The sequence below is a fragment of the Deinococcus aerophilus genome, assembly GCF_014647075.1.
Classification (GTDB): Bacteria; Deinococcota; Deinococci; order Deinococcales; family Deinococcaceae; genus Deinococcus; species Deinococcus aerophilus.
Genome location: NZ_BMOM01000029.1, coordinates 20,823 through 34,273, shown reverse-complemented (window position 1 = coordinate 34,273; position 13,451 = coordinate 20,823). Strand labels below are relative to the sequence as shown.

At 67.6% G+C, this 13,451-nt stretch carries 11 protein-coding genes; 4 read left to right on the top strand and 7 right to left on the bottom strand.

The annotated features are described in order from the left end of the window. Positions 1-126: 126 nt before the first annotated feature. Positions 127-1,161: an AfsR/SARP family transcriptional regulator gene (locus IEY21_RS13820; protein WP_188904932.1), complete on the bottom strand. Its 1,035-nt coding sequence runs from the start codon at positions 1,159-1,161 to the stop codon at positions 127-129. Between the two features lie 84 nt (positions 1,162-1,245). Here IEY21_RS13820 and IEY21_RS13815 point away from each other — a divergent pair, with 84 nt between their 5' ends. Continuing rightward, entirely contained in the window at positions 1,246-2,745 is a 1,500-nt protein-coding gene (locus IEY21_RS13815; RefSeq protein ID WP_188904931.1) for an amidohydrolase, read from the top strand. Positions 2,746-2,826: 81 nt separating this feature from the next. On the opposite strand, the gene IEY21_RS13810 is transcribed toward IEY21_RS13815, so the two are convergent. Both IEY21_RS13810 and IEY21_RS13805 read right to left on the bottom strand, forming a co-directional pair. After that, positions 2,827-3,561: a YebC/PmpR family DNA-binding transcriptional regulator gene (locus tag IEY21_RS13810; protein ID WP_188904930.1), complete on the bottom strand. Its 735-nt coding sequence runs from the start codon at positions 3,559-3,561 to the stop codon at positions 2,827-2,829. A 470-nt stretch (positions 3,562-4,031) separates the two neighbouring features. Further along, a complete protein-coding gene (locus IEY21_RS13805) occupies positions 4,032-4,772 on the bottom strand; it encodes a hypothetical protein (protein WP_188904929.1) in 741 nt (246 codons plus the stop codon). Between the two features lie 575 nt (positions 4,773-5,347). Here IEY21_RS13805 and IEY21_RS13800 point away from each other — a divergent pair. Beyond that, entirely contained in the window at positions 5,348-7,126 is a 1,779-nt protein-coding gene (locus IEY21_RS13800) for an SLC13 family permease (protein WP_188904928.1), read from the top strand. Between the two features lie 69 nt (positions 7,127-7,195). On the opposite strand, the gene IEY21_RS13795 is transcribed toward IEY21_RS13800, so the two are convergent. The 3 genes from IEY21_RS13795 to IEY21_RS13785 form a co-directional block, all read right to left on the bottom strand. Further along, positions 7,196-8,242 carry a sugar phosphate nucleotidyltransferase gene (locus IEY21_RS13795; protein ID WP_188904927.1) on the bottom strand — a complete coding sequence of 349 codons (1,047 nt, stop codon included), beginning with the start codon at positions 8,240-8,242 and terminating at the stop codon, positions 7,196-7,198. 81 nt (positions 8,243-8,323) lie between these two features. Continuing rightward, complete coding sequence (locus IEY21_RS13790) at positions 8,324-9,037, bottom strand: polysaccharide deacetylase family protein (RefSeq protein ID WP_229753110.1); 714 nt, start codon at positions 9,035-9,037, stop codon at positions 8,324-8,326. 17 nt (positions 9,038-9,054) lie between these two features. Then, the gene (locus tag IEY21_RS13785) at positions 9,055-10,296 is read right to left on the bottom strand and encodes an MFS transporter (protein WP_188904926.1); all 1,242 of its coding nucleotides are present in this window, start codon (positions 10,294-10,296) and stop codon (positions 9,055-9,057) included. Positions 10,297-10,346: 50 nt separating this feature from the next. Here IEY21_RS13785 and IEY21_RS13780 point away from each other — a divergent pair, with 50 nt between their 5' ends. After that, positions 10,347-11,021: a glycosyltransferase family 2 protein gene (locus IEY21_RS13780; RefSeq protein WP_188904925.1), complete on the top strand. Its 675-nt coding sequence runs from the start codon at positions 10,347-10,349 to the stop codon at positions 11,019-11,021. Here IEY21_RS13780 and IEY21_RS13775 read toward each other — a convergent pair. Further along, a complete protein-coding gene (locus tag IEY21_RS13775; RefSeq protein WP_188904924.1) occupies positions 10,981-12,168 on the bottom strand; it encodes a glycosyltransferase in 1,188 nt (395 codons plus the stop codon). The genes IEY21_RS13780 and IEY21_RS13775 overlap by 41 nt on opposite strands. Positions 12,169-12,329: 161 nt before the next feature. Here IEY21_RS13775 and IEY21_RS13770 point away from each other — a divergent pair, with 161 nt between their 5' ends. Then, complete coding sequence (locus IEY21_RS13770; protein WP_229753109.1) at positions 12,330-13,394, top strand: YkoP family protein; 1,065 nt, start codon at positions 12,330-12,332, stop codon at positions 13,392-13,394. Positions 13,395-13,451 lie beyond the last annotated feature (57 nt).

Genomic DNA, 13,451 nt, shown 5'->3' with positions numbered 1-13,451 from the left:
CTTAAATCACCAGAACAGTGAGTTGGGGAGGCAGCGCCTCCCCAACTCAACTCACAACCCAACTACGCAATTGGTCTTCAATCGTTCAATCCGGCCAACAGGCCCAGTCCAGCCACCGGGCTCAGCTCAGTCTAGATCGGCCGCCCACCACGCCTCGCGCTGGGCGGCCATGCGGGCACGTGGGTCACCGACCGCTTCGAGGGCCGTGATGAGGCCGCGCCAGTCCAGCTCGCTCATGGGGTCGATGGTCAGGGCGCGCTGGTGAAACTGGGCGGCGTCCTTGGCCCGCCCCGCGTCGGTGGCGGCGCGGGCGGCCACGCTCAGGATGCCCATCTGCTTTTGCTCCAGTCGGGCGCGCACGTCATCCACCCACGGGCTGTCCGCGCCGGGCAGAAAGGTGCCGTACTGGCTGGTCAGCTCGCGCAGTTCCTCCAGTCCCAGGCTGCCGTGTTCGGCCTGATTCGCCAGCAGCTCAAAGCGGTACACGTCGTATTCGGGCTTGAGGTCGCCGGCCAGGGCGTAGCGGCGGTTGGCACTCACGACCGCCTCGGAGCTGATGCTGCGGCGCAGGCGGTGCAGCGTGGTGTGAAACAGGCTGCTCGCGCGGGCCTCGTCCTTCTCGGGCCACAGCGCCTCGGCGGCTTCCCAGCTCGTCACTTCCTTGTGTTCGAGCAGGAAGAAGAACAGCTCCAGCGCCTTGCGGCTGACCCACGACACGGGAGCACCCTGCCAGATCACCTGTGCGGTCCCCAGGCCGCGCGCCTGCATGCCGCTCTCGCCCTGTAACGTCAGCCCGGCGCGGCGCAAGCGGGCGTCAATGGCGGTGGTGAGATCCTGCGGGGTAAAGGGTTTGGGCAGGTAATCATCGGCCCCCAGGTTCATGCCCCGGCGTACGTCGCCCCGCTCGGCGTGGCTGCTCAGCAGCATGAAGGGCAGGGCCGAGAGATGTTCGTGTTCGCGCACCTTCTCCAGAAATTCCAGCCCGGTCATATACGGCATCACCACATCGCTGATGACCAGATCGGGGGTGAAGACCTTCAGCAGTTCCAGGGCTTCGACGGGATGGCTGCTCGTCCGCACCTCGTGCCCGGCGCGGCTGAGGATCACGCTGATGAGTTTGAGGATGGCGGCATCGTCATCCACCACGAGAATGCGCGGCATATGGGCGATTCTAACAGAGAGTTCAGAAGTCTCGGACACAGCATGCGGCCTGCCGTGGCGCGGCGCGTGCTCTACCCTGGCAGCATGAGCGCTCCCCTGACCCTGATCCAGGCCACCGTCATCACCCAGGACCCGCAGCTTCCACAGGCACAGGCCGTGCTGGTGGGCAGCGGCCGGGTGCTCGCGGTCGGCACGCCCGACGGCCTGCGGGCCATGGCCCCCCACGCCGAAACGGCCGACCACCGCGACCTGATCCTCACGCCTGGGCTGTGTGACGCCCACACCCATCTGGTGACCTACGGCTTCTCGCTCTCGGAGGTGAACCTGCACGGCGCACGCAGCGTCTCGGAGGTGCAGGCCCGCGTGGGGCAGGCGGCCCTGAACACACCCGCCGGCACCTGGATTCGCGGCGGCGGCTTTCTGCTCAGCGAACTGGGTCTGGGGGACTACCCCAGCGCCGCGCTGCTCGATGAGGTCAGCCCCCACCACCCGGTGCAGCTGTATTCGCGCGACCACCACATGACCTGGGTGAACAGCGCCGCGCTGCGCGCCGCCGGAGTGCATGAGGGCACCCCCGATCCCGAGGGCGGCCAGATCGTGCGTCCGCTGGGCTGCCTGCTGGAACACGCCATCGGCCTGGTCTCTGCCGTGATGCCCGCGCCCACTGAGGCCGAGTACCTGTCTGCCGCGCGGGCCGCCGCCGACGATCTGGCGTCACGCGGTTATGTCAGCACCCACACCATGGCCTTCGAGCCGCCCGAGGCCCCGCGCGCCCTGCAACTGCTGGCGGCGCGCGGCGAGTTGCCCCTGCGCGTCTGGGCCTGCCTGCCGCACGACCGGCTCGCGCAGGCCCGCGACCTGGGCCTGGGCCCCGGTTCAGGCGGCCTGTTCACCTGGGGCGGCGTCAAGTTCTTTGCCGATGGAGCGCTGGGCAGCCGCACGGCGTGGCTGCATGCGCCCGGCTTTGCCGACGGCTCGGGCACCGGCATCGCCCTGGACCCACCCGAACTGATCCGCGAGCGCGGCCTGCAGGCCATCGCGCTGGGCCTGACCCCCGTGACCCACGCCATCGGGGACCGCGCCAACACCGAGGTCCTGAACGTCTACGACGATCTGCGGGCCGCCGCCGAGGCCAAAGGACTGCGCCTGCGCATCGAACATTCGCAGCATCTGCGCGACGAGGACCTTCCACGTCACCGGGGCCTGGTATGCAGCGTGCAGCCCATCCACCTGCAGGCGGACGGCCCCATGATTCGCGAGTTAATGCCGCACCTGGCGGGCCGCAGCTACGCCTTCAAATCGCTGATGGACGCCGGGGCCATCCTCGCCTTCGGCAGCGACGCTCCGGTGGCCGCCCCCGACCCGCGCGCGAGCTTTGCCGCCGCCGTGAGCCGCGTGGATGACGGCGGAAACAAACTGGCCCCGAACGAGGCCATGACCGAGGAAGACGTGCTGTGGGCGCATACCCGTGGCCCGGCCCTTGCCGCCGGCTGGGACGACGAGGGCATCATCCGCCCCGGCGCACGTGCGGCCTTTACCCTGTGGGACCGGCTGGGCGGAAACGCGCGCGCGCTGGTGCTGTAAACGACGTGCTGTAGCGGCGGAGGCCGCAGGAGGCGTGGATGTCGTAACGGCACTCCACGCCTCCTGCTGGGGGCTGGACCGTCAGGCCTCCACGTCCTCCGGCAGATCGGCGTTAGAGTACACGTTCTGCACGTCGTCCAGCTCTTCGAGCGCGTCAATCACCGCGAGCAGCTTGCGGGCGTCCGCCGCGTCCACGGCCACGGTGTTGCTGGGGACCATGCTCACCTCGGCGCTCTCGACCTCGTAGCCCGCGCCGGTCAGGGCGTCCTGCACGGCGTACAGGTCGGCGGGGCCGGTGCTGATCTCCAGGCCGTCCTCAGATTCCTGAATGTCCTCGGCGCCGTGCTCGATGGCGAGTTCCTGCACGGTTTCGGCGGTGTCCCGCACCAGCAGCACGCCCTTTTTCTCAAACTGCCACGCCACGCTGCCGCTGTTGCCCAGGCTGCCGCCGCGCTTGTTGAACACCGCGCGGATGTCGGCCACCGTGCGGTTCACGTTGTCGGTCAGGGCCTCGATGAAGATGGCCGTGCCGCCGGGACCGTAGCCCTCGTAGGTCACTTCCTTGAACTCGGCGGCCCCTGCCTCGGCGCCCAGCGCCCGCTTGATGGCGTTCTCGATGTTGTCCACCGGCACGGTGTCGGCCTTGGCCGCAGCGATGGCGTTCTTGAGGCCCAGGTTGCCGGCCGGGTCACCGCTGCCGCCCGACCGGACCGCCGCCCCGATGGCGCGGATGTGCTTGCTGTACATCGCGCTGCGTTTCTTGTCGTTGGCGCCTTTCTTGCGCTTGATCTGCGACCACTTGCTATGACCTGCCATAAGGGGACCATTCTAGCGCCAGACGGCGCAGGTCCAATGGTGACCGTGGGGCATCACCGGCGGCAACGGGTGGGCGTGCCCTACCGGCCCAAGATCCTAAGGTTGACGCAGGGGAACGACCGTGTGAGGTCAGGATTGAAAGTATTTCTGAACGGCACACAGACCCGTCAAGGGATCAATGGCGGCAATTGCGTCCATTCAGCCGGAAAAGTGCCACCAGTCGCCGGAACCAACCCCCTGAGACGCCATTCTTCATATGACCCATTTGTCCAAAAGGTGTGTGGGTCTTTAAAACCTAACTTTAATTTAAATAGCGTATGTTTTCATCCAACCACATTCGGTCCCAGGAAATATTTTTAAAGGAGATGAGCGCGGCATGATGTCCACCGCTCCCACCTCCTTTAAATCGAGTTATTGTAAAATATAACCATACAAATTCATTCAATTAACCCAGAAGCATCGGCAAGCTTTTATCGTCCGGGAGTAATCTTCCACACAGAGGACATCGTATCTCGATTTGGCTTTACCGTCGTGAAAACGTTGGTTATGTCCCGCTTGTTTGTTCCGTTTTTGAATATAGGAACATCCGTAAAATACCCCATGGTATCCAGGTAGCCACCATTGTCCGGCCGAAGCGCGTCCGTGTATACATTCATAAGCAAAACATTGTCATTGGCCATGACCACATCGCCGTCTTTCTTGGCAACGCCGGGTGCCGGAATGATTTTCCAGGTACTGGTGGGATTGCCGCCACGATCAGGCTTCGTCACCGTAAATACCCCAAGCAGTGCCTTGCCAGGAGCGCCGTAACCTCCTGCCTGGTAGGCGGGGAGATCCTTTACAGCAAAGGCGGTGTCCAGATACCCAAAGTACGGAGTCTTGTTAACAAGATAAATCTCATCCCCGTAGAGAACAGCTTCACCCTTCTTCTTTCCGCTTTTTGACAGCAAAGCCCAGCTGGTATTTCCAGAAGTACTCTGAATATTCTGAATCGCAGCCACGAAATTATTGGCTTCGCTGACGAGTGCAAATTCTTTATAATTTTTTACTTTGCCGAAGGCCGTCAGATAAAATTTTGCCCCAGGATATTGGTTTTGGAAATAGGCGAGATTACCATAGGTCATGGTCGTTTGAGCCTGCGCGAGACCCGCGGATGAGACGGCGAGCATCAATGACAACCCCAACAACTTCCCTGCGGTAAGTCTAAACATAGTTCCAACCTCCATTTTTAGTGAACTTTACAAGCATTCAGCAAGGGGTCATGCCGTACGCCATATCAAGAAAGGCATGGGGCATGCCAAATGTGCAGCTCAAGTTATATGAACAGCGCAACGAAATGCAGACAATCACTTGTAAGGTCTGAAGGCAGTATGACATGAACTTTTTTACAATGCAAGCCAACCGGCTTTGTCTGAAGTTTCCGGGATACCCGTCCTCAGGCTCGGCATTGATAGTCAATCTGCTCTCTAGGCAATCATTTCCGACCCGAAAACGCGCCGATTGATAGAGGAATTTTTCGTTCGATTAAGAAATCCAAAGTACGGCAACACAGGAGCCCTTCAAACGTGCTGCCAAAAACGACTTCAGAATGTGCCATTCAATTGCCACCGGATTGTCCCGGTGAAACTGTGCGCCAGCACGCGCGAAGCTGATCTTCGACCGATACCTCCGCCCCTAGAATGTCCGGACGCTCCATTCTCTCCCCGTCCTCCCCTTCCATCCGAGGTTTCATGCTCCCGTTGATCTGTTTTTCTGGCTCCTTCCTCCTGCTGTCAGGAGTCCGCCCTTGACCCTGCCCCAACTGCTCGTATTTGCCACGCTGCTGGGCACCCTGGTGCTGTTCGTGTGGGGTAAATGGCGTTACGACGTGGTGGGGATGGTGGCGCTGATGACCCTGACCCTGACCGGGGTGGTCCCCGCCCGGGACGCCTTTCGGGGCTTTTCCGAACCCGCCGTGATCACTGTGGCGGCGGTCCTCGTCATCAGTCAGGCGCTGCAAAAGAGTGGGCTGGTCAACGTGCTGGTGCGCTCGCTGGGCCGGGTCGGCAACAACATGACCGTTCAGGTCCTCGCCATGTCCGGAGTGGTGGCGCTGCTCAGCGCCTTCATGAACAACGTGGGCGCTCTGGCGATCATGCTGCCGGTGGCAATCACGCTGGCCAACCGCGCCGGGCGCTCGGCGAGTTCGCTGCTGATGCCGCTGGCCTTTGCCTCTTTGCTGGGCGGCATGACCACCCTCATCGGCACGCCGCCCAACCTGATCATCAGCAACCTGCGCCGGGACCTGCTGGGCGAGGCCTACGGCATGTTCAGTTTCATGCCGGTGGGGGCGGCGGTGATGGTGGCCGGCATCGCTTACCTGGCCCTGGTGGGCTGGCGGCTGTTGCCCCAGCGGATATCCGGCGAGAACCGTGCCGATCTGTACCGCATGGCGGATTACATGACCGAGGTGCGCCTGCCCAAAGAGAGTGCTCTGGCCGGACAGCGTGTCATGGACCTGGGCAAGGTAGAGGGTGTGCAGGTCATGTCGCTGGTGCGCGGCGAGTCTCAGCGCCCCTTTCCCTCACCCTTTACCGTGTTGCAGGCGCAGGACGTGCTGATCGTGGAGGCCACGGCTGCCCGACTGACCGAACTGGTCGAGGACGGCCAGCTGACGCTGGTGGGCAACGAGAAGATCACTCCCGAACAGCTCGCCTCCGACGACGTGACGCTGGCCGAGGTGGTGGTCACGGCGCTGTCGCCCATCGTGGGCCAGAGTGCCGTGAGTCTGCGGCTGCGTCAGCGCTTCAACATCAACCTGATCGCGGTATCGCGCCAGGGCCAGCGGCTGCGCGAGCGGCTGATCAACGCCCGCTTCCGCGCCGGGGACGTGCTGCTCGTTCACGGGCCGCGCAACTCCATCGAGGAGGCGCTGCACACCCTGGGCTGCCTGCCGCTGCGCGAGCGCCCGCTGGAGATGGTGCCGGCCGGACAGACCCGCAAGATGCTGCTGACCGGCGGGGTGTTTCTGGGCGCCATCCTCGCCTCGACCTTCAACCTGCTGCCGGCAGCGGTCAGTTTTGCGGCGGCCGCCACGGTGATGCTGCTGCTGAAACTGATCAATCTGCGTGACGTGTACGAGAGCATCGAGTGGCCCATCCTGGTGCTGCTCGCCACCCTGATTCCGGTGGGCGCGGCGCTGTCGGCGACCGGCGGAGCGCAGATGATCGCCGAGGGAGTGCTGGGCGTGGCCGCCGACTGGCCGGTGATGGCGGTGTTGGTGATCGTGATGGTGCTGACCATGACGCTCTCGGACGTGATCAACAACGCCGCCGCCGCGCTGATCACTGCGCCCATTGCCGTGACCATCGCCCAGGGACTGGGGGCCAGCCCCGACGCCTTCCTGATGGCCGTGACGCTGGCCGCAAGCAGCGCCTTTCTCACCCCCATCGGCCACCAGAGCAACACGCTGGTCATGGGACCGGGCGGCTACCGGTTCAGCGACTACTGGAAGGTGGGCCTGCCCATGGAATTGATTGTGCTCGCGGTGGGAGCGCCGGTGATCGCGCTGGTGTGGGGGCTGTAGCGGAGTGCCGGGACCCGGAACAGGGGGCGCAGCCAGAGGGGGGGCTGCGCCCCCGCTGCTGACGCCGCTTCAGCAGCGCATGATGCTGCCGTCGCCGATCACCAGCTGCGGACCGGTATCGGTGGGGGCAGTCACCAGGGCGTGCCGGCCGATGATCGCGCGGGTGATGGGGCCGCCCGGAGACAGAATGCGGGTGAATTCATCGACGAGCACGTTGCCCAGGGTCGCACCCTCGATGCGGGCGTGCGCGCCGATGCTCACGAAGGGTCCCAGCCGCGCGTTGTTGACGCGGGCATGCGGGCCGATCCACAGCGGCCCGATCAGATCGCTGCCCCGCACCGCCGCGCCGGACTCGATGACCACCGGCCCGCCCGCCTCGGTGATGCGGGTGTCGTACACGGGCGGGCTCACGCGGCCCACCAGCCGCGACAGGTAGTGCGCGTTGGCGGTCAGCAGGTCGGCGGGAGTCCCGGCGTCACTCCAGAATCCGGAGAATTCCACCACCCGCACCTGCCCGCCATGCTCCAGCAGCCGGGTCAGGGCCTGGGGGAACTCGATCTCGCCGCGCTCGCTGGGCAGCAGCGCGGCCACATGGTCGAGCACCTGCGGCTGAAAGGCGAACACGCCGCACGCCGCCAGATCACTGGGTGGGCGGCGGGGCTTTTCCTCCAGCCGCACCAGCAGGCCGCCCTCCACCACCGCCACGCCGTAGGCCTGCGGATTGCGTACCCGCTTGACTCCGATGACCGCCTGCGCTCCGGGCAGGGCGTCCAGCAGGGGTTTCAGGGAATCCTCAAACAGGTTGTCTCCCAGGTACAGCACCGCCGGAGAGTCACCCAGAAAGCCGCGCGCCGCCAGCACCGCATGCCCGGTGCCCAGCGCCTCGTCCTGCCGGATAAAGGTCAGGGGGCCGCTGTCCTGGGTCACGTCGCGCAGATCGGCCTCGCTGGCCGCGCTCGTCACCACCGCAATCTGATGCACGCCCGCGCTCCGCAGGGCGTGCACCGCGCGCGCCAGGATGGGCACACCGGCCACCGGCAGCGCTGGCTTGGGCCTGTTGGCGCTGATGGGAAGCAGGCGGCTGCCCCGTCCGGCAGCGAGTATCAGACCTTTCATGAATCGGGGGAAGTATACCCGCGCGTTATGAAACCCGGTGAGCGCAGGCCAACCTGGGACCCGGCGCCGAGCCGCCCCCCGTCAGAAGTGGGGGCTCAGACCAAAGCTGGTCCGCAGGCGCCCCAGGCCCTGCCTCCACGAGATGCGCCGGGGGGGCATCTCGGCCAGAGAGACGGGGCGCAGGCCGCGCGCCCGCAGGCCCACGAGCAGCCGCTCGAGCAGCTCCGGCGTCACGGCCGGGCCGTCGTGCAGCAGGATGACGCTGCCGGGCCGCACCTGGGCCAGGACGGACGCCGCCAGACCGGAAGCGGTGACCGGGGTCCAGTCGCGGCCCTCTACGTCCCACAGCGCCACCTGCCGCCCGGCCAGGGCCGCCAGCACGCGGGTCAGCGGACTGTGGCCGCCGTAGGGCGGGCGGTACAGCAGCCTCCCTTCCTGCCCGGCGCGCGGATGCCAGCGGACCTGTGCCCACTCCTGCCACGGCGTCAGTCCCAGCGCGTGGCGGTGCCAGCGGCCATGGGCCTCCATCTGATGTCCGGCGTCCACCAGGGCCCGCACCCACTCCGGGTGCGCCGCGCAGGCGGGCGCGGTGACGAAGAAGGTGGCGCGGGCCGCGTGCCGCTCCAGCACGCCCAGCAGTTCGGGAGTGCGCTCCGAGGGACCATCGTCGAAGGTCAGGGCCACGCGGTCCGAGTCCCGCGGCCCGGCGCCCAGCGCGCCCCACCCGGCGGCGCGGCCCAGCACGTCGGCCAGCGCGGTGATCAGGCCGGCGGCCAGCAGGGCGAGGCCGGTCACCCTCCATCTTCCTGTCCTCACGCCCGTTCTGCTTCCGGCTCCTGCCGGGTGGTCAGGGACCGGCGGAATACCACGTAGCCCGCGGCCGTGATCAGGGCCAGCGCCGCTCCCGCCTCAAAGGGACCGGTCGGGCCCAGCGTGCGGTAGGCAAAGGCCCCCACCAGCGGGCCCAGCGAGGTGCCCACGTTTTCCACGGTCATCAGCGCGCCCCACGCGGCAGGCCGCTCGGCCTCGGGCAGGCGTCCGGTGATCAGCGCCGCCCAGCCGGGCATGATCAGAGCGTAGCCCACCCCCACCAGCGCGGCGAGAACAAACAGCGCCCACATCGGCGGCGTGGTGGCGATGCCGCCCAGGCCCAGGCCCAGCAGGCCAAAGCCCAGCGTGACGGCCAGCCGGGCGTGCCCACCGTCGGCCACCCGGCCGGTCAGCGGCAGGCTGGCAAAGGCCACCGCGCCCCCGGTGCCCAGCAACGCCACCATGCCCCAGTACGTTAGGCCCAGGTCGCGGTACAGCGTGAACAGCAGCGGCCCCAGCAGGGTCATGGTCAGGGTCTGCATAAAGGCCGCCGGAAACAGCGGGGCCAGGGCCCCCAGGGCCACCTTCAGCCGGGCGCGGCGGCCCGGTTGCTGCGCCGTGGCCGGACGGCGCAGGCGGTCGGGCACGAACAGCGCACAGAGCAGGGCCACGGCCAGCACCGACAGGATGATGGCGAACACCAGCGCGCGCGGCCGCCCCGCCAGTGCGCCCAGCAACAGAAAACCCGTGCCGATCAGCGGCATCACGCCCAGGCTGATGGCCGTGACGGCGCGGCCCTTGTGGGTATCCCGGGTGGCGTCGGCGGTCAGGTTCATCGCGCCGGGCCACATCGCGCTAAACCCCACCCCGTGCAACCCCGCGCACAGCAGCAGCACCCAAGCGGTGTGGGTCATGGACATGATCCCCAGCGCGAGCAGCGACAAGGACGCCCCCGCGAGCATCACCGCGCGCACCCCGAAGCGGCTGATCAGGGCGCCGGTCGGCCCGCGCATCAGGGTGTCCGAGATGAAGTGGACCGTGAAGGCCGTGGCCGCCACCGCCACCGCGTCGGCGCGCGGCAGCCCCAGCAGCGTGCCGGTGGCCTGGGGAAGGTACGCACCGTACAGTCCGCTGCGCACGAACTCCGAACACGCCAGGGTCAGGGCAGCGGCCAGCACACCGGGCAGAGTGCCGGGCTTGACCGGCAAACGGTGACCCAGACCCAGCGAGGGACCCGGGCTCATGGACCCATCCGGCGTCTGGAGCGTGTGGGCCGGTCTGCTAGCCTGTGCCCGTGCCCGATTTCTCGGTGATTATTCCCGCCCGCAACGAAGCGACCTACCTGCCCCGGACCCTGCGGGCCCTGGAAGGCCAGCAGCGTCCCCCCCACGAGGTGATCGTGGTGGACAACGGCAGCACCGACGACACGGTCGCCGTGGCGCAGGCCTGGGGAGCGCGGGTGCTGCGGTGCACGCGCCCCGGCGTGGCGCATGCCCGGCAGTACGGGCTGGAGGCCGCCAGCGGCGAATGGGTCGCGACCACCGACGCGGACTCGCTGCCCAGCCCCGAATGGCTGAGCCGGCTGAACGCCGCGGTGCCCGGCCACGTGGCCCTGTACGGTCCGATGGGCTTTTGCGGGGTGGCGCCCCACTGGGCCGCGCTGTCGCAGGCGGCGTACAGCGCTTTCCTGCACGGGTGCAGGCTGGCGGGCAAACCCAACCTCGCCGGAGCCAACATGGCCTTCTCGCGCCACGCCGCACTGATGGCCGGAGGGTATCCGCATGTGGAGGCCTACGAGGACGTGATGCTGGGTCAGGCCCTGGCCCGGCTGGGAACGGTGGCCTACGTGCCGGGCGCGCTGGTCGGGACCAGTGCCCGCCGCCTGGAAAAGGGAGTGCTGCCCTTTGCGTGGCAGCATCTGCGCAACATCACCGGTCATACACGAGGGTACTTTGGCCCGGGGCATTGAGTCCGGGCTCGTGGGGAAAGGGCACCTCACGCGCCACACCCAGGGCGGCGGCATACACCTCCAGCACCTGCCGCGCCACGCCCGCCGGGGTGGTGCCGGCCCCGAAGTCGCGCGCTCCGGCCGACAGGCGTGACCACAGCTGCGGATCGGCCAGGATGGCCCGCGCGTGGTGGATCAGGGCGTTCACATCCGCCGGGGCCACCAGATACCCGCTGCGTTCGTGGGCCACGCCGCTGAGGGTGCCGCGCGCCCCTACCGCCACCACCGGCACGCCCATCAGCTGCGCTTCCTGCAGCACCAGGCCCTGCGTCTCGGTGTCGCTGGCAAACATGAACAGCTCGGCCAGCCGGTAATACGCGCCGATCTCGGTCCACGGCTTCACGCCCAGGAAGCTCACGCGCCCCTCCACACCCAGGCGGCGGGCGTGCTCCTCCAGGTGAACGCGCTCGGGGCCCTCGCCCAGAATGACCAGGTGGGCATCGGGCAGGGCGGGCAGAGTGTCGAGCACATGGTCAAAGCGTTTTTCACGGGCCAGCCGCCCCACGCTGAGCAGCCGCCGTTTGCCGGGCGGCCAGGGGCTCTCGATGGGCGGGGCCGCGTTGAGCACGCGCGGGTCGATGCAGGTGGGAATCACCACCGGATGACGGACCCGCATGTCGCGCAGCACGTCCAGCACCCCGGAGGTGGGCGTGATCACCGCGTCGGCCCGGCCGTACAGCAGGCTCATGGCGCGCGTGACCACCCCGGTGTGGCGCTGCACGGCGGTCAGGCCCGGCACATAGTGGGTGTAGGCCTCGATGTGGGTGTGGTACGTCGCCACGTGCGGCACATTCCACTTGCGCGCCAGCCGCGCCCCCGCCAGCCCCAGCGTCAGCGGCGTGTGGGTGTGGACCACATCATACTTCTGCTCAAAATCTTTGCGGGTGGGCCACGCCAGACGGTAGGTCGGCAGGAACATGTAGCTGATGCTGGACACCCGCCGCACGTCGGGGCGGGTATCCACATTCTCAGGAAAGTCGGGCGCGACCACATCGACGTGGTGGCCCAGCGCACGCAACTCATCGCTGAGCAGACCAACGCTGGTCACGATGCCGTTCTGGTCCGGCAAAAAGGTGTCGGTGAAGAGGCCAATCCGAAGCGGTTTCACGCGCCTCCGCCGACGGGGTGCCGAACCTGTTTGTTTAAGGGTTCCTGAAGCATCGCTAGACAGGAGCATACGACGCCCGGCATGAGAGTGTCGTCAGCCTTTCGTTGCTGCCCCCTGTGCTCCGCCGCCGGAGCGTGCGCTGCATTCGCTACAGTCGGTCCATGGGCTCCCCGTTTCCCGAACCGGTCGCCGCGACCTCACCCGGCATGCGGACGCTGCGGCTCGCCCTGCGTGCCGGGGCCTGGGGCGCGTGGGCGGGCGGCCACGCCGGCGCCCCGCAGCTGGGCGTGACCGTTGCCCTCACCACCCCGCAGGAATTGACCGACGTGCTGGCCACGTTGCAACAGGCACAGGTCCGGGCCACGCTGCTGCTGCCTCCCCGACTCGCCCACCTCGTGCCGGACGCGCTGTGGGCCGCCACACAGGCCGGCCACGAGATCGCCGGCCGGGGGCAGCCCGGCACCCTGAGCGCCCTGGAAGCCGCCGCCGGACAGCCGGTCCGGAGCTGGGACGCGGCGGGCCTGACGTGGGCCGGGGTGCGCCGGCTCGCCGCCGGGGGTGTTCATCCCCTGCCCCCCCCTCACCGCGCGCCTCAACCCGGACAGACCGTGCGCGTGGCCCCACAGGACCTGGGCGAGCGGCTGCACGAGTGGCGGGCGCTGGGCTACCGGCCCGTTCCGGTGGGCAGTCTGCCCGGGCTGCGGCGCGCGGGGCCGCGCGACCTGCTGCTGCACCTGTACACCCAGACGGTGGAGGCCCGTTTTGCCCGCGAGCACGGCGTCATTGACCTCGCGCAGCGCGCCGACGCCGTGATGCGGGTGGCCGCGCTGGACCACGCCCCGGAGCCGCTGCCCCTGCCCCGCGCCACCCCCACCGCCGAGTTGCACCTGCATTCGCCGCGCATCGTGGGGCTGTCTCAGCGCAGCGCCCTGAGCGCCTACCGCGCCTACCTGCGCAGCCTGCGCGACGTGGCCGCCGCCCTGCAGGCACGCCCCGAACTGCACGGTGCCCAGGCGGTCTTCGCCGTGACGCTGTTTCACGCCCCGCTGGAACAGGCCGGCTTCACGCTCCTCGCGCTGCCACCGGCCCGCGCCCGCGTGTATGGCCTGGGCTTCCGGCTGCTGCGCGTGGTGTACGGCACTGCCCGGCCCCCCAGCGAACCGCAACCGAAACTCGCGTGGATGACGCGCGAGGCGTTCCTGGCAAAATACGGGGACGCCGGATGACCCCGGGTCCAGGCAACGGGTCCGGACTTTAAACTTCCGGGCCCGTTGAGCCTATGA

Bases quoted from the DNA above. Each gene is read 5' to 3' on its own strand.
- IEY21_RS13785 (WP_188904926.1), bottom strand. From the start codon at position 10,296: ATGAGCCCGGGTCCCTCGCTGGGTCTGGGTCACCGTTTGCCGGTCAAG.
- IEY21_RS13810 (WP_188904930.1), bottom strand. From the start codon at position 3,561: ATGGCAGGTCATAGCAAGTGGTCGCAGATCAAGCGCAAGAAAGGCGCC.
- IEY21_RS13795 (WP_188904927.1), bottom strand. From the start codon at position 8,242: ATGAAAGGTCTGATACTCGCTGCCGGACGGGGCAGCCGCCTGCTTCCC.
- IEY21_RS13815 (WP_188904931.1), top strand. From the start codon at position 1,246: ATGAGCGCTCCCCTGACCCTGATCCAGGCCACCGTCATCACCCAGGAC.
- IEY21_RS13770 (WP_229753109.1), top strand. From the start codon at position 12,330: ATGGGCTCCCCGTTTCCCGAACCGGTCGCCGCGACCTCACCCGGCATG.
- IEY21_RS13805 (WP_188904929.1), bottom strand. From the start codon at position 4,772: ATGTTTAGACTTACCGCAGGGAAGTTGTTGGGGTTGTCATTGATGCTC.
- IEY21_RS13820 (WP_188904932.1), bottom strand. From the start codon at position 1,161: ATGCCGCGCATTCTCGTGGTGGATGACGATGCCGCCATCCTCAAACTC.